Annotated in this window: 11 protein-coding genes; 9 read left to right on the top strand and 2 right to left on the bottom strand. The window is 62.3% G+C overall.

Annotation, left to right across the window (positions count from 1 at the left end; translation table 11 throughout):
* Nucleotides 1–36 precede the first annotated feature (36 nt).
* The 6 genes from GWK36_RS13985 to mgtE all read left to right on the top strand — a co-directional run bounded on the left by GWK36_RS13985 (nucleotide 37) and on the right by mgtE (nucleotide 10,930).
* Entirely contained in the window at nucleotides 37–3,300 is a 3,264-nt protein-coding gene (locus GWK36_RS13985; protein WP_166272032.1) for a glycosyltransferase, read from the top strand.
* Entirely contained in the window at nucleotides 3,297–5,855 is a 2,559-nt protein-coding gene (locus GWK36_RS13980; protein ID WP_166272030.1) for a glycosyltransferase, read from the top strand. The genes GWK36_RS13985 and GWK36_RS13980 overlap by 4 nt, the downstream gene beginning before the upstream one ends.
* Nucleotides 5,856–6,116: 261 nt before the next feature.
* On the top strand, nucleotides 6,117–6,662 hold the full coding sequence (locus tag GWK36_RS13975; protein ID WP_210756792.1) for an RNA-guided endonuclease InsQ/TnpB family protein: 546 nt from the start codon (nucleotides 6,117–6,119) through the stop codon (nucleotides 6,660–6,662).
* Between the two features lie 106 nt (nucleotides 6,663–6,768).
* Nucleotides 6,769–8,556, top strand: coding sequence for an ExeA family protein (locus tag GWK36_RS13970; protein ID WP_166272028.1), 1,788 nt, complete (start codon nucleotides 6,769–6,771; stop codon nucleotides 8,554–8,556).
* Nucleotides 8,553–9,419, top strand: a complete 867-nt coding sequence (locus GWK36_RS13965) for a general secretion pathway protein GspB (protein ID WP_166272026.1) — start codon at nucleotides 8,553–8,555, stop codon at nucleotides 9,417–9,419. The genes GWK36_RS13970 and GWK36_RS13965 overlap by 4 nt, the downstream gene beginning before the upstream one ends.
* Nucleotides 9,420–9,484: 65 nt before the next feature.
* Nucleotides 9,485–10,930 carry a magnesium transporter gene (mgtE, locus tag GWK36_RS13960; protein ID WP_166272024.1) on the top strand — a complete coding sequence of 482 codons (1,446 nt, stop codon included), beginning with the start codon at nucleotides 9,485–9,487 and terminating at the stop codon, nucleotides 10,928–10,930.
* Nucleotides 10,931–11,065: 135 nt separating this feature from the next.
* Here mgtE and GWK36_RS13955 read toward each other — a convergent pair whose 3' ends face one another.
* Both GWK36_RS13955 and GWK36_RS13950 read right to left on the bottom strand, forming a co-directional pair.
* A complete protein-coding gene (locus GWK36_RS13955) occupies nucleotides 11,066–11,551 on the bottom strand; it encodes a peptidylprolyl isomerase (RefSeq protein WP_166272022.1) in 486 nt (161 codons plus the stop codon).
* A 147-nt stretch (nucleotides 11,552–11,698) separates the two neighbouring features.
* The gene (locus GWK36_RS13950) at nucleotides 11,699–12,649 is read right to left on the bottom strand and encodes a LysR family transcriptional regulator (RefSeq protein WP_166272767.1); all 951 of its coding nucleotides are present in this window, start codon (nucleotides 12,647–12,649) and stop codon (nucleotides 11,699–11,701) included.
* A 214-nt stretch (nucleotides 12,650–12,863) separates the two neighbouring features.
* On the opposite strand from GWK36_RS13950, the gene GWK36_RS13945 reads away from it, so the two are divergent.
* The 3 genes from GWK36_RS13945 (at nucleotide 12,864) to GWK36_RS13935 (ending at nucleotide 15,645) form a co-directional block, all read left to right on the top strand.
* A complete protein-coding gene (locus GWK36_RS13945) occupies nucleotides 12,864–14,282 on the top strand; it encodes a form I ribulose bisphosphate carboxylase large subunit (RefSeq protein ID WP_166272020.1) in 1,419 nt (472 codons plus the stop codon).
* A gap of 67 nt (nucleotides 14,283–14,349) precedes the next feature.
* Nucleotides 14,350–14,706 (top strand): ribulose bisphosphate carboxylase small subunit, encoded by a 357-nt coding sequence (locus GWK36_RS13940; protein ID WP_166272018.1) that lies wholly within the window; start codon nucleotides 14,350–14,352, stop codon nucleotides 14,704–14,706.
* Between the two features lie 132 nt (nucleotides 14,707–14,838).
* Nucleotides 14,839–15,645 carry a CbbQ/NirQ/NorQ/GpvN family protein gene (locus GWK36_RS13935; RefSeq protein WP_166272016.1) on the top strand — a complete coding sequence of 269 codons (807 nt, stop codon included), beginning with the start codon at nucleotides 14,839–14,841 and terminating at the stop codon, nucleotides 15,643–15,645.
* Nucleotides 15,646–15,662: the final 17 nt, after the last annotated feature.

Below are 15,662 nucleotides of genomic sequence, written 5' to 3'. Positions count from 1 at the left end.
CGTCTGCCTACCTCTATGTTGCTCAAGCCCTAGCCCATGCCGCAATACCGCGAATCCCTCGCTCAGCCGCTCATCTCGGTCCTGATCCGCACCCTTTGGCGCTCGACCTTACAAGAGGCGCTGGATTCGGTCGCCACACAGACCTATCCGCGGGTCGAGGTCGTGTTGATCGATGCCCTGGGGACAGGCGCACCGCAATCGATCGAACGCTGCGGCCCCTTTCCAGCGCGGGTCATAGGCCACGGACGGCGTCTGAGACGCGGCGAGGCGGCCAATCTCGGGCTCGATGCAGCACAAGGGGATCTCTTGCTCTTTCTCGACGACGACGACTGGCTCCTACCTGAGCATCTCGCTGGTCTCGTCGAGTCTCTCCAAGGGCGGGAGGATGCGCTTGCGGCCTATGCGGGGATCGAGTGCCGCAGACAGAGGGCGCAAGGCGACTGGGAGGTCGTCCATGTCTTCAATCAGCCATACGACCCGGTGCGCCTGCTCATCGAAAACTATCTTCCCATCCATGCAGTGCTCTTTGATCACAGACTGATCGCGCAGGGGATCAGGTTCGATGAGTCGCTTGCGGTCTATGAGGATTGGGACTTCTGGGTGCAGGTGAGCGCCCTGACCTCCCTGGTCCGTGTCGATCGGGTGACCGGCGTCTATCGCATCCAGGGCGGCGGCGGCTTTGGGGTACAGGGAGGCGAGGATCGGCGGATCGATCCGGGATTGGCGGCCTTTTTTGCCAAATGGCGTGCCCGTTGGACGCCCGAGCAGGTGTTGAGGATCGCCGAATATGCCAAGCATCGACCGATGTATGAGGCGTTGCGCGCGCACTGCGAGTCCGAGCGCCAGAGATATGAGAAACAGCTCGCTGAGTTCCATCACCTGCGCACCGCACATGGCGAGCTTCAGGTGCGCGCGGCCTTGTGGGATGCCGAAAAACGCACCTTGCAGTCCGAGATCCAGGGACTGCGGGCGCGTCTGGAATATATTGAATCCTCTCTCCAAAGGGAGCGGGAGCTTCTGGATCTACTCGGCGTTTGGTCGTTGCGCGCTGCCCTGCAATGTCGCAAGGATCTGGAACGCGGGCGCTCCTTGGCAGGTTGTTTAGTCTGGTTAGACGAGTTGACCGCGGGTCTAGATGCCTGGCTCCAGAAACGTCTGGCCCCACTCGGCGCACCTTTAGACCGCCTGCGCGCGCATGCAGTCCATCTCACCGAGATCGCCCGGTTCCACGGCCCTTGGCCGATTGCTCAGGTCCTCATCGCCAGGCTGCGCCGAGACCCCCAGCGGCCTAGCCTGCGCACCCTGTGGCAGGCGGCGCGGATCGCCAGGTTCTGTTCAGGCGCCCCCCACCCTCACCCCCTTTCCCAGAAGGAGAGCGGGGGACGGAACCCGTCCCTCTCTTCGGGCATGGAAGGGGCAGGGGAGGGCACCACGGCGCCTCCGATAGCCAGCGCCCCAACAGCCGCTCTACCTGCGCCTGGTGACTTGGACAACCAGGCGGGGCGCACCCATGCCTTGGCCACGCCCCAATTTGCCCTGATCGTCGATAGCGCGCATGCCTGTGTCCACACCTTCTGGACCCTCGAGGACCTGCTCTACAGCCGCCATGTCCCCCCCTTCGAGGTGCTGGTCGTTTATCCGGAGGGCGATCCCCTCGGCCCGCTCCTAGGGCGTTGTGCCCCTGGGATCAAACACCTCGGGATCTCGGGCTCAGATGTCGCGGGTCGATATCGAGCGATCATCGAGGCCACACCTGCCGCTTGGCTGATGGAGCTCGATTGTCTGGAGGCCAAGCCGCAAGACTGGTTGTGGCGTTTGCTCCATGCGCCTCGCCTCCTGGCTGATGCTGCAGTGCCAGTAGGGGCGCTGCGCCCGAGGCTCATTGGCGCCGATGGGCGGTTGCTCGAGTTCGGTCAGGTGCGCGGGCCCAATGGGGCGCTCCAGCCGTTCGGTGCAGGCGACGACCCCGAGGCACCTGCCTATGGCGCACCTCGTCTAGTCGATGGCGCCTCAGCCCCGGGCCTGGTCTTGAACCGTCGGGCGGTCGAGCGGGTCTTGGCGGAAAAGGGCCCATCCATCTCGACCCTTGCGGGATTCTTGGAGCAGCTTCGCGCCCAGGGGTTTGGCCTCTATGCCTGGCCGGAGGTCAGCCTGGTCCACCCGAGCCGCTGCGCTGTAACCACGGCGATCCACCACCACCGCGTCCTGGTGATCGATGCGGTGATGCTGATGCCAGACCAGGACTCGGGCTCACTGCGGATGTGGCGGCTGCTTGAGATCCTGATCGGATTGGGCTGGCGGGTGACCTTCATCCCCTCCAACCTGGAGCCCGTCGAGCCCTATAGGACCCAGCTCATGCTCCGCGGGGTCGAGGTCTTGGCTACCCCCGAGATCACCTCGGTCCAGCACCATCTCGAACGACGAGGGGCGGAGTACGACCTCGTCATCCTCAGCCGCGTCCTGGTCGCTGGTCAGTATTTGGACCTGGTGCGCGAATATGCGCCCCAAGCGCGCGTCTGGTTTGATACCGTTGATCTGCATTTTCTGCGTGAACAGCGCGCCGCCGAGCTGACAAACGATCCGGCGGCATATAAACGCGCTGCTTGGCGCAAGCGTCAAGAGTTGGCTCTGATCGAAGGCGCCGATCTGACCCTGGTCGTGAGCCCCGCCGAACAAGCGCTCTTGGCCCAAGAGCTACCGCAGGCGCGCATTGAGCGCCTGAGCAATATCCATGACCCGGACCCCACCCCCGCACCCTTTGCCGCCCGCGATGCTATCCTGTTCATCGGCGGGTTCAATCATGATCCCAACGTCGATGCGGTTCGCTATTATGTCGCCAAGGTGCTGCCCGAGGTCCTCAGATCGCTCGGCCCCGTCCCCACCCTGATCGTCGGCAGCCGACCGCCGCCTGTCATCCAATCGCTGCATGCCCCTGAGCGCGGTCTCCATGTCCTGGGCTATGTCGAGGACGTCCGGCCCTTGTTCGATCGCGCGCGCCTGTCGATCGCCCCGCTGCGCTATGGGGCAGGTGTCAAGGGCAAGATCAACCAAAGCATGGCCTATGGTGTGCCGGTGGTGGCAACACCCCTAGCCGCCGAGGGGATGGCATTGAGCCATGAACGCGATGTCCTGATCGCCCCTGATGCCGCCGCATTCGCTGAGTGCGTGGTGCGCCTCTATCGCGACCAGGAGCTCTGGGAGCGCCTGCGCCAGGGAGGGATTGCCAATATCGAGCGGTATTTTTCAAGTGCCCAGGCGCGCGCAACCTTAGAACGTCTACTTGCCGAGGTCGCTCCATGAAGGTCCTCTTGCTCACCCACGGCGGGCCGCTCGACCCCGGCCGCATCGCCTCGGGAAACAGCGTGCGTGCCTTGGGATTGGCCCTTGGGCTCATCGAGGCCGGGCATCGGGTCATTCAGGTCTATCCCGCGGCCCTAGGCGAGCCGAGTGGGCCTTGGCTCAAGCGAGGTCTGCGCGCGCGCACCTATGCCGATCCTGCCGAGCTCGCCGCGATCCTTAAGGGCGAATCGCCCGATGTCCTCTTGGTCGGCTATTGGGAGCTGATCGAGGCCCTCCCCGCTGAGCTTGAGATCCCTATCGTGCTCGACGTCGTGGCCCCCAGGGTCCTCGAGGCCATGTATCAGGGGCATCTCGATCTGGGATCGGAGATCCGCCGCACCCTGGCCTGCTATCGACGCGCCGAGCGTTTCCTGGTGGGGAATCGGCGTCAGATGAGTTTTCTCTTGCCCTGGCTGATCCTGGCCGGATTCGACTGTCGCGCCGCGGCCCCGATTGATGTCGTCCCCATCTCGGCGGGCTTTGAGACCCATTCACCTTTGCGTCTAAGGCCGGGTGAGCCGATCCGCCTGGTCACCGGTGGGGTTGCCTGGCCGTGGCGAAGATCCGAGAACTGGCTTGCTGCCCTGTCCCAGGCAATCAACCAGCACGGCCCCGGGCGGGCCGAGATCGTCGTCTTTTCAGGGCGCTATGTCTATGAGGCGGTAGGTCAAGGGATGGATGGGGTGCACGATGCACGCCCTAGGGGGGACGCGGCAGGGCCTGCAGGCAAGGTGCACTCGACCTCTCCCCTCCTGCCCTATGGCGAGTTGCATCGCTATCTGGCTGAGCGCTGTCACATCGGGCTTGAGCTCGCCGATGAAAACCCCGAGCGCTGGCACAGCCAATCCTTCCGCGCCCTGGAGTGCTTGAGCCTCGGCTTACCCTTGATCTGCAACCGCTATCTGGAGCTCGCCGAGCTGGTGCACGCCTATGACGCTGGCTGGACGGTAGAAGGGATCGATGAGCTCCCTAGGCTCATTGCTGAGATCCTCGCCGATCCTGCGCAGATCGAGCAGAAATCCATCAACGCCCTGCGTCTATTGGATGAGTGCTTTCATTATCGGCGCACCATCGCGCCCGTGCTTGGGTTTTTGCAGGGTCCAAGGCAGGCGGTGCGGACCGAACCCATTGACCTCACCCCCGTTCAGGCTTTACCTGCCGACGAGATCGCCCTCACCCCTGATCCCTCTCCCACCAAGAAAGGGGAGATGGCGGCGGCCACTCCTGCTGCCGACCGGAAGCCGGCGCTCCATGCATTCCGGGCCTTCAAGCCCTTGATCCTATCTTTGACCCGCACCATCGGTCGGCTGACGAAGGGTCGAAGACCAACGGTGATCCTGATCTCGCGCGCAGATATCTGGCCGCTCAATCACGGTGCCGCGGTCAAGATCGAGCGCACCGCCTGGGGTCTGTCACATGCGGTCGATCGGGTGTATCTCATCAGCGATGACCGCACCTGCTATCACGAGGTGCGCCAAGGGCATTTTGCAAAGCGCCGCTATCCGGCCTGGTTGCAACGCCTGGGCCCCGATCCCCAGCGGATACGCACCTGGGTGCTGGCGCAGGGGATCCCCGAGGGCGATGCCTTTCTCTATGACCCTGCCGTCGATTGGGGGCTGGTGCTGCGCACCCTGTATGTGGCCCTGCGCTCGGGGGCGCGTTGCTATCAGGCCGAGTTTCCGGCATACGCCCGGGCTGCCTGCTGGACGCGAGACCTGTTGAGCGGTAAGGCGCTCCTGGTCGAGCACAATGTCGAATACCAGCGCCTGGCCGACCAGTATCCTGAGCTCTCGCCCCATGCCCAGGCCATGTTGCGCAAGATCGAGCTTGGCTGGTGCCAGCGCGCAGATCATGTCGTGGTGGTCTCTGAGCACGATCGCGCCCAACTGATCGCCGATGGCATCCCGCCCGAGCGTTTGCATCTCATCCCCCACGGGGTGGATCTCGATTCATTCGCCCAGGCCGAACCCCTGGATCTGCGCACACTCTATGACATCCCTGCCGATACCTGGGTACTGGTCTATCACGGGATCTATGGCTATCCGCCGAACCTTGAGGCGATGCAGTTGATGGCCCAGGAGATCCTACCCCGTCTAGAGCGCCTCGGCGTCCGGGTTCAGGTCCTGGCGATCGGCGCCCATCCGCCGGGCGAGCGCCTGCATCCCAGGCTGAGGTTCATTGGGCCGGTCGAACGGGTTGCGCCCTATCTCAAGGGTGCAGACCTTGCCGTGGTTCCATTGCAAAAGGGGAGCGGGACGCGGATGAAGATCCTGGACTATTTCGCCGCTGGGCTCCCTGTGGTCAGCACCGCCAAGGGCACCGAGGGCATCCCGCTCAGGCCAGGGGTTGAGGCCGTGATCGCCGATGATCCGGATGCCTTCGCCCTGGCGATCGCCGATCTCCTCGCCGATCCCGCACGGCGCGCCCAACTGGGTACAGCCGCGCGTGCCTTCGTCGAGCCGCTCGACTGGCGGGCGATCGCGAGGCGTTATCTGGGGTTGTTTAGTGCAACCTAGGCCCAGGCATCCTGAGCGCTGTCCTTATGCCAAGCCCGGCGCCTCGCGCAGCGCAGGCGCGCTTGCCCGTCGGCATGCGTTTACCTGTCGTGACGAAGCGGTCGCTGAACTCTTGGTCCTTGTCGGTGCAAAGCGTGGGGATGGTCAGCGGGCAGGTCTTGTCTGCGGTGCGATCAGGAGCCAACCCTAGCATTACAAAGGGCCAGACTGCCAAAAGGCACGAGGCTTCCGATCTTGAAGAATCGAAGGAAATCCTCTGCGATGTTGGCAAGGCTGCACGCACGCATTGCCAATGTCCGAGCGGACTTCACACATAAGCTCACGACCCGGCTCTGCCGCGAAAACCAAGGGGTGGTGATTGAGGATTTGAACGTCAAGGGCATGCTGGCGAACGAACGGCTTGCCCGCGCCATCAGCGACCTGGGCTTTGGCATGTTCTGCTTGCAGATGGAATACAAGGGGAAATGCTACGGCGTCTGGTTGGTTTTAGCTGATCGCTGGGATCCGAGCAGCCGCCTGTGTTCGGTCTGTGGTTGGGAGAATGAGATGTTGGCGTTGAAGGATCGGGAATGGACGTGTCCTCAATGCGGCACGCGCCATGATCGGGACATCAATGCCGCGCTCAATCTCAAACGGCTGGCAACCGCAACTGCCCTACCCGTGGCGAGTCCGTCCGGTAACGGCGGAGCTACAGCAGAGAGGGTCTCTGCCGTAGTCGGGAAAGTCACGCCTGTCAGAGACAAATGCGCTCCGCATTCGGGGCAGGAAGAGCACAGTGCGCCTGTTTGCGCACTTTACTTGACTTGAGAGCAGGGTCGGTCGTTGCCTGCTATGGTTCTCCAGGTCCCTCCCTGGGTATCATTGACAGGCAATCCCTGGATGTCCTTTAGCGCCCCGCGAATCGAGAGCGACCGTGTATGCGAACTATTTTGGGTTAAAAGAACCCAGCTTTTCGATCGCCCCCGATCCGCATTATCTCTTCCTGAGCGATCAGCATCGGGAGGCACTGGCGCACCTTTTGTATGGGGCCAGCGAAAACGGGGGCTTTGTCTTGCTCACGGGGGAGGTAGGGACCGGCAAGACCACGGTCTGTCGCGCTTTCCTCGAACAATTGCCCGAGGGGGTCGATGTCGCCCTGATCCTCAATCCGGTCCAGTCACCGAACGAGCTGCTCACTAACATCTGCGAGGAGTTCCATATCCCCCTGCCGCGCGGCAAGCGGACGAATAAGGTCTTGATCGATGCCCTGACCCAGTATCTCCTCTCTGCCTATGCCAATGGGCGGCGGCCCTTGCTGATCATCGACGAGGCGCAACACCTGCCGCGCCAGGCACTCGAACAGGTCCGCCTCCTGACCAATCTCGAGACCACCAAGCACAAACTGCTCCAGATCTTTTTGATCGGTCAACCCGAGCTGCGCCGGATGCTGGAGATGCGCCCATTGCGCCAGCTCAATCAGCGGATCACGGCGCGCTATCACCTGACCCCTCTGGATCTCGATGAGACGCGGGAATATATCCATCATCGGCTGGCGGTGGCCGGCGTCGAGCGCCCGCTCTTTTCAGAGCGCGCCATCCGCCGGATCTATGACTATTCGGGGGGCGTCCCGCGCCTGATCAATATCCTCTGCGACCGCGCCCTCCTTGGCGCCTGTGTCACCCGTCACCCGCAGGTCGATGCTGGTATCGTGGTCCAGGCTGCGCGCGAGGTGCGCGGTGAGCCAGTGGATCGTTCCTGGCTGCACTCACCCCGCGCCCTGGCTGTCTTGGCCGTGGGCCTGTTTACGGCTGCAACCCTGATGGGGTTGTTCGCCCATCGCTGGCTGACCCCAGAACGGCGCGTCGTGCTGGCCGACTGGTGGCAGGGGGAGGTGCCATTCACGGCCATCTGGTCCCAAACCCAGTCTGCGGCCCTAACCTTTTCAACTGGGGCAACATCGGAGGGCGCTGCTTCTCCGGCAAACCCGGCTGGCCCGTTAGCGGATGTCCAGGCAGCCGCTGTCCCTACACCTGATCCTGCCCTTATCGATCAGCAGGCGCCAGCGCCAGGGGCCAGCCCGCAGCCGACCATCACCGACCTGGCGCTGCCTGAACCCGAGGCCATGCGCCTGCTATTGCGCCGCTGGGGGCTCGATGTCCGCACCCTGGGTCCAGGCGATCCCTGCGAGCATATCCGCCCCTTTGGCCTGGGCTGCGAATGGGAACAGGGGCGCCTGAGTCATGTGCGCTTTTTCAATCTGCCGGCCTTGTTGCGCCTCAATCAATCAGAGGCTGAGCCGCGCTATCTGGTATTGAGCGGGCTCTCCGGCGAGACCGCCCAGATCGATCGGGCTACAGGTGAAGCGGTGCGGGTACCGGTCGCCGCGCTTGAGTCCGCTTGGAGCGGCGACTATCGGCTGATCTGGCCGCTGCCGCCGTCAGGCGCACACCTGATCCGTCCCGGCACAATGGGCGAGGAGGCGCGCTGGCTGCGCGAGCTCTTGGCCCGCGTCCCTGGGCTTGAGATGCTGCCTGGGCCTGCTGACCGGTTCGACGTCACGCTCGAAAGCGCCCTGCGCGCCTTTCAATTGGCCAAGGGTCTAACCCCCGACGGGATCGCCGGCCCGCGGACCCTGATCGCCCTCTATCAGGCCGTGGGTCTCGAGCACCTGCCTCAGCTTGCCCCAGAAACGGCGCGTCAGACGCTGGATATTGCACCATGAGCTATATCCTCGAGGCGCTCAAGAGATCCCAGCAGGAACGCGAGCTCGGGCGCGTACCCAGCCCTTATGCTCCACCCCTGCTTGCCAAGCGACCAGCCCCGCCTCCGGCCCATCATTGGGCGCTGTTGGCGATAGGGCTGGCGGCGCTCGCTGTGGTGATCGCGCTCTATGCCGCCTTTCGCTCGCCAGGGCTCTGGAAGGATGCGCCCCTGGTTGCGCAACAACCTTCTGCTGTGCCCCAGACAGCGCCTTCCGCTACCCAGCCGCCGGCATCTGCGGCTGTTTCATCCCCTATGCCGCCCCTAGTCGAACCCCCGCCACCCAAGCCGCGTCCGGTCGTTGCCGAGCCTGCGCCATCCAGTGCAGCGGCCCCCTCTCATCCGCCGACGCCCACTGCACCATCAGTTCCCACCCCGACGCCAGGCAGCGCAGACTGGGAGGCCCTGGCCTTGCGCCAGCTCGAGGCTGAACAGGCAGCGCTCAATGCCGCGCGCGAGGTCTTGCAGGAGGAGCCGCGGCCAGCGTCTATCCCTAAGGACCTCGTTCAGGAGATCCAGGCATTCAAAGAGCAGGTCCGGCGGGAGCAACAGGGGCAGTCGTCACCCAGCGCGCGCCACCAACCCATCAAGATCCCCGAGGACCCGACCCGCCTGAGGCTGACCCTCGAGCAACAGGCCGAACTGCCTGCCTATCTCATGACCGTGCATGTCTATGACCCAGATCCTGCGCGGCGCTTCGTGATCATCAATACGCTACGCTATCGCGAGGGTGAGGAGACGCGCGAGGGGTTTAGGGTCGAACGTATCCTGAAAGAGGGAGCGGTTTTGAGTTATCGTGGTGCGCCTTTTTATGTCCCCCGCTGATGGTGGATGTTACAGGCCCCGACGAGCTGATCCGTACCTCCAGATCTTTGCAAGGCGCGACCCCGATGACTGAGCCGGCATTACAGGATTCTGAAGAGTTCCAGCACCATCTACGCGAGATCCGCGAGCTGCTTGCCCGCAAGCAGACGCTCGAGGATCTCATCCATCGCCAACAACGGGTCCAGCATCAGGATCTGGTCGAGTCGATCACCCACCGCCAGACCCTCGGCTGGATCAAACGCAAGCTCGATCGCCTGCATTCCGCCGATATCGCGCGCATCCTCGAGGCTTTGCCGCGCGATCAACGCCAGGTCGTCTGGGATCTGGTGCGCGCCGACAAGGACGGTGAGATCCTGCTCGAGGTCTCGGCTGCGGTCCGCGAGACCCTGCTCGAGACCATGGATACGGATGAGATCCGTGCCGCTGCCGAGACCTTGGATGCCGATGAGATCGCGGATCTGGCACCGGATCTGCCACCTGAGGTCGTAGAGGATGTCCTTGAATCCTTAGATCAGGAAGAGCGCGAGCATGTGCGCACCGCCCTGTCTTATCCAGAGGATACGGTCGGTGCCTTTATGGATTTTGACCTGGTTAAGGTCCGTGAGGACGTGGCCTTGGAGGTGGTGCTGCGCTACCTGCGCCGGTTCGAGACCCTCCCTGATCATACTGACAAGCTCTATGTGGTCGATCGCGAGGATCGGCTGCGCGGCATCCTGACCCTTGAATCCTTGCTGACCAATGATCCTGAGCGCCTGGTCGTTGAGGTCATGCAGGCCAAGTCATTGCTAACCTTCCATCCCGAGGATGATGCCAGCGAGGCCGCAGCGACCTTTGAACGTTATGACCTGATCTCGGCGCCGGTGATCGATGCCGAGGGGCGGCTGATCGCACGGCTAACAGTTGCGGACATGGTCGATCGCATCCGCGAGGAATCGGACGCCGAGATCTTGAACCAAGCTGGGCTGCGCGAGGAGGAGGATATCTTTGCCCCTGTCATGCGCGCGGTGCGCAACCGTTGGGCCTGGCTGGCGATCAATCTGGTAACCGCCTTTGTGGCCTCCAGGGTAATCGGCCTATTTGAGGGCACCATCGCCCAGCTCGTCGCCCTGGCGACCCTGATGCCGATCGTCGCCGGCATCGGCGGCAATGCCGGCAACCAGACCATCACCATGATCGTGCGCGCCATTGCGATGGGACAGGTTGAGCCAGCGGACCTGTGGCGGCTCCTTGGCAAGGAGTTAGGGGTTGCCCTTATCAATGGCCTGGTCTGGGGCGGGATCATCGGGGCGATCGTCTGGTTGCTGTATCATGACTGGAAGCTCAGCCTGGTCATGACCGCGGCCATGACCCTGAATCTCTTGCTCGCCGCCACCGCTGGTGTCCTGATCCCGATGATCCGCCAGCAGCTCGGCCGCGATCCGGCGCTGGGCAGCTCGGTGATGATCACGGCCCTGACCGACTCGGGCGGATTTTTTATCTTTTTGGGGTTGGCCACCCTGTTCCTAATGTGAGGAGCGGCCTCCTTGCCGCTTGGGATGAGGAAAATGCCGAATCCTGCCGCGTTCGTCGTTCCGGCGAAATCCGGAATCCAGAGAAGGCGAGGCGATGACAAAGAGTCAGCGTTTACTTAAAGACTTGGGCGCAGATCAGAGGATCTCGGCCTTCTCGATGACGACCTCGGCCAAGGGGACGTCCTGATGAACACCCCGACGACCGGTCGGTACCTGCTTGATCGCCTCGACCGTCTCCATCCCGCCGACTACCCGCCCGAAGACGCAATAGCCCCAGCCATCTTGCCCCGGATAGTCGAGAAAATCGTTGTCGGCCACATTGATGAAAAATTGGGCGGTCGCCGAATGCGGGTGGGGCGTGCGGGCCATGGCAATGGTGCCGATTTGGTTTTTGAGGCCATTGTTGGCCTCGTTGGTGATCGGCGGACGCGTGGGTTTTTGGTTGAAGTCGCGGTCTAAGCCACCGCCCTGGATCATGAAACCATCGATGACACGGTGGAATAGGGTTCCGTCATAGTGGCCATCGCGGACATACTGCTCGAAGTTGGCGCAGGTCTGGGGTGCCTTGTCCGGGTCGAGTTCAATGAGGATCTCGCCGTGATTGGTCGTCAGTTTGATCATTCGGTAGTGCTCCACGCGATGGGTTAAGCCTGGCCTGCCCAGCTTCGGCATTGGGGAAGTGCCGAGAGGCATGGTAAGCGGTTTGAGCCGGCAGGGAAAGGCGCAGTGGATGAGGGCAATTCTGATCCGTACAGATGGATGCCTGGGTCATAAGGTGGCCTGGTCCTGTCCAGCGGATGCGTTTGTACCTGCCAGCTGTGGCTGGGCGATCCCCGCCGCCTCGGTCAGGACGAACTCGCGAAAGGCGCGCGCCGCCGGCGACAGCCGCTTGCCGCGCCGATAGACCAGATACCATTGGCGCCGGTCGGGAAAGCCCTCGACGTCCAATACCACCAATCGGCCAGTTTCGATCTCGAGCTCGATGGTATGCAGGGAGACTACACTCAGCCCCAGGCCCGAGCGCACCGCCTGTTTGACCGCCTCATTGCGGGTCATCTGCATCCCTTGTCTGACCTGAATTCCTCGTTCACGAAAAAAACGCTCCATCGCCTGGCGGGTCCCCGAGCCCTCTTCGCGCATCACGAAGACCTCCTCAGCGAGACGATATAACGGGATCTGACGCGCCGCGGTCAAGGGATGCTCGGGCGGGGCGATCACCACCAAGGGGTTTTCCATAAACGGCTCGGCCTCGACCTCCACATCCTTGGGCGGCACCCCCATCAGGACCAGATCTATGGCATTGGCCTCGAGCAATTGCACCAAGGACTCGCGATTGGTCACCTCCAGCCGCAGTTGAATGCCTGGATAACGCTGTTGGAACACTGCGAGCAAGCGGGGGGCGAAATAATTGACCGTGCTGGCCACCGCGAGATGGAGCCTGCCGCGGCTGAGCCCCTTGAGTCCCTCGATAACCTCGCGCATCTCGCGTAGTGCCTGGTTGATCGTCCGGGTGTAATGCAGGATCTCGCTGCCCGCCTCGGTGACGACCATCTGTTTGCCCAGCCGCTCGAAGAGCGTCAGGCCGATCTCGTCTTCGAGCTGGCGGATCTGCATGGAGACAGCCGGCTGGGTCAGATGCAGCTCCTCGGCGGCACGCGTATAGCTCCTGTGACGCGCGACGGTCTCAAAGACCCGAAGTTGGCGCAGTGAGAGATGGATCTGGGGCATAGAATGCGGAGGGAATGGGGTCTATCCAAGCCATCAGGAGAACGATTGATTATAAGTTATAACTTATATATAACATAAGCAATAATCAGTCGTCATTATGAGGTTTTTGGCCGATAATCCCCTTCAGGTTGCAGGCTGAGCGCGATGGCGCCAGTCGCATCCTCCAACGAGATCTCAACCGAGCACTGAGGGCACTGATAAAACTATGGCAAAGACCTATCAAGCGGGCGTCAAAGAATACCGCGAGACCTATTGGGACCCGAATTACACCCCCCAGGACACCGATATCCTGGCCTGCTTCAAGGTAACGCCCCAGCCGGGCGTGCCGCGCGAAGAGGCCGCTGCTGCGGTGGCTGCCGAGTCGTCGACCGGCACCTGGACCACCGTCTGGACGGATCTACTGACCGACCTCGATCATTACAAGGGCCGCGCCTATGCCATCGAGGATGTGCCCGGCGACGATACTTGTTTTTATGCCTTTGTTGCCTATCCGCTCGACCTGTTCGAGGAAGGCTCGGTCGTCAATGTCTTTACCTCGCTGGTCGGCAATGTCTTCGGCTTCAAGGCGGTGCGCGCCCTGCGTCTGGAGGATGTGCGTTTCCCGATCGCCTATGTCATGACCTGCAATGGTCCGCCGCATGGCATCCAGGTTGAGCGCGACATCATGAACAAGTACGGGCGCCCGCTCTTGGGTTGCACCATCAAACCCAAGCTTGGGCTCTCTGCTAAAAACTATGGCCGGGCGGTCTATGAATGTCTGCGCGGCGGGCTGGACTTCACCAAGGACGACGAGAACGTCAACAGCCAGCCGTTCATGCGCTGGAAGCAGCGGTTTGACTTCGTGATGGAGGCAATCGAAAAGGCCGAGCGCGAGACCGGCGAGCGCAAGGGGCATTATCTGAACGTCACCGCCCCGACGCCCGAGGAGATGTATAAGCGCGCTGAATATGCCAAGGAGATCGGCGCCCCGATCATCATGCACGATTATCTGACCGGCGGTTTTTGCGCCAATACGGGCCTTGCCCGCTGGTGCCGCGAGAACGGGGTGCTTCTGCACATCCACCGCGCCATGCACGCTGTGCTCGACCGCAACCCGCATCACGGGATCCATTTCCGGGTGCTCGCCAAGGCCTTACGTCTATCGGGCGGCGATCACCTGCACACGGGGACCGTGGTCGGCAAGCTTGAGGGCGACCGTCAGGCAACGCTCGGCTGGGTCGATCTGATCCGCGAGAAATACATCAAGGAAGACCGCTCGCGCGGCATCTTCTTTGATCAGGATTGGGGGTCGATGCCAGGGGTCTTTGCCGTGGCCTCAGGCGGTATCCATGTCTGGCACATGCCGGCATTGCTCAGCATCTTCGGCGATGATGCCGTTTTCCAATTCGGCGGCGGCACCCTGGGTCATCCCTGGGGCAATGCGGCCGGCGCCTGTGCCAACCGTGTCGCCCTGGAGGCCTGTGTCGAGGCGCGCAACCAGGGGATCCCGGTAGAAAAAGAGGGCAAGGAGATCCTCACCCGCGCGGCCCAGCACTCGCCCGAACTCAAGGTCGCCATGGAGACCTGGAAAGAGATCAAGTTCGAGTTCGACGTCGTGGACAAGCTCGACGTCGCGCACAAGTAAAAGCGACGGCCGGAGATGGGCGGCACCTTGCCCATCTCGCCCGAAACCCTTTTGGAGCCTTTGACCCATGAGCGAAATGCAGGATTACAAATCAAGCCTCGAGGACCCGAATAGCCGTAAGTTCGGGACCTTCTCCTACCTGACGGCGATGGATGCAGAGCGTGTCCGCAAGCAGGTCGAGTATATCGTCTCTAAGGGCTGGAACCCGGCGGTCGAACACACTGAACCGGAGAACGCCTTCGATCACTATTGGTATATGTGGAAGCTGCCGATGTTTGGCGAGACCAATGTCGAGACCATCCTCGCCGAGGTCGAGGCCTGCCATAAGGCGCATCCAAACAACCATGTGCGTCTGGTCGGCTATGACAACTACGCCCAGTCGCGGGGCGCCGAGATGGTGGTCTACCGCGGCAAGCCGGTCTAAGCCCTAGGCCCCTTGTCCAGAGGATAAGGGCATCACCGGCCTGGTCCAGGCCCCTACTTCCGGATCGAGGGGGAAGGGGCCTTGTTTTTGAGCGCAGACGCTATCCTAGCCCGAATTCAGGAGAGCCCAGCCATGTCAGAGATTGACCGTACCCAATATCTGATCGACCAGGAGCCCTATTACCGACCCGTTGGCCAAGAGGTGGCGCTCTACGAGGCCGCCTATGGCGTGCGCATGCCGATCATGCTCAAAGGGCCGACCGGCTGCGGCAAGACCCGTTTCGTCGAATACATGGCCTGGCGGCTCGGCAGGCCGCTGATCACCGTGGCCTGTAACGAGGACATGAGCGCTTCCGACCTGGTCGGGCGCTTCCTACTCGATATCAATGGGACCAAATGGCAGGACGGGCCGCTGACGGTGGCCGCACGCCTCGGGGCGATCTGTTACCTCGACGAGGTGGTCGAGGCGCGTCAAGACACCACGGTCGTCATCCATCCACTCACCGACCACAGGCGCACCCTGCCGCTTGAGAAGAAGGGCGAGCTAGTGCATGCCCACCCCGATTTTCAGCTCGTGATCTCCTATAACCCCAGGTATCAAAGCCTGATGAAGGACCTCAAACAGTCGACCAAACAGCGCTTTGGGGCGATCGATTTCGATTATCCGAGCGCCGAGATCGAGACCGAGATCGTGGCCCACGAGGGCGGGGTCGAGCATGCGATTGCAGAGAAACTGGTCCAAATCGCCCACCGCAGCCGCAACCTCAAAGGCCACGGACTCGATGAGGGCATGTCCACGCGCCTTCTGGTCTATGCCGCCCAGCTCATCAGCCGCGGGGTCGAACCGCGTGCCGCGGCTCAGATGGCCCTGGTGCGTCCGCTGACCGATGATCCAGATATGCGCGATACCCTGGACGCTGCGGTCAATACCTATCTCTGAGGTCTGGTTTGCCTCAT

This window comes from Caldichromatium japonicum (genome assembly GCF_011290485.1).
Classification (GTDB): Bacteria; Pseudomonadota; Gammaproteobacteria; order Chromatiales; family Chromatiaceae; genus Thermochromatium; species Thermochromatium japonicum.
The sequence above is the reverse complement of the archived record's forward strand: the minus strand, read 5'-3'. Positions and strand labels throughout refer to the sequence as shown.

Excerpts from the sequence above, each read along its gene's own strand:
- GWK36_RS13955 (WP_166272022.1), bottom strand. The coding sequence starts at position 11,551 with ATGATCAAACTGACGACCAATCACGGCGAGATCCTCATTGAACTCGAC.
- GWK36_RS13935 (WP_166272016.1), top strand. The coding sequence starts at position 14,839 with ATGTCAGAGATTGACCGTACCCAATATCTGATCGACCAGGAGCCCTAT.
- GWK36_RS13945 (WP_166272020.1), top strand. The coding sequence starts at position 12,864 with ATGGCAAAGACCTATCAAGCGGGCGTCAAAGAATACCGCGAGACCTAT.
- GWK36_RS13980 (WP_166272030.1), top strand. The coding sequence starts at position 3,297 with ATGAAGGTCCTCTTGCTCACCCACGGCGGGCCGCTCGACCCCGGCCGC.
- GWK36_RS13940 (WP_166272018.1), top strand. The coding sequence starts at position 14,350 with ATGAGCGAAATGCAGGATTACAAATCAAGCCTCGAGGACCCGAATAGC.
- GWK36_RS13965 (WP_166272026.1), top strand. The coding sequence starts at position 8,553 with ATGAGCTATATCCTCGAGGCGCTCAAGAGATCCCAGCAGGAACGCGAG.
- mgtE (WP_166272024.1), top strand. The coding sequence starts at position 9,485 with ATGACTGAGCCGGCATTACAGGATTCTGAAGAGTTCCAGCACCATCTA.
- GWK36_RS13975 (WP_210756792.1), top strand. The coding sequence starts at position 6,117 with ATGTTGGCAAGGCTGCACGCACGCATTGCCAATGTCCGAGCGGACTTC.
- GWK36_RS13985 (WP_166272032.1), top strand. The coding sequence starts at position 37 with ATGCCGCAATACCGCGAATCCCTCGCTCAGCCGCTCATCTCGGTCCTG.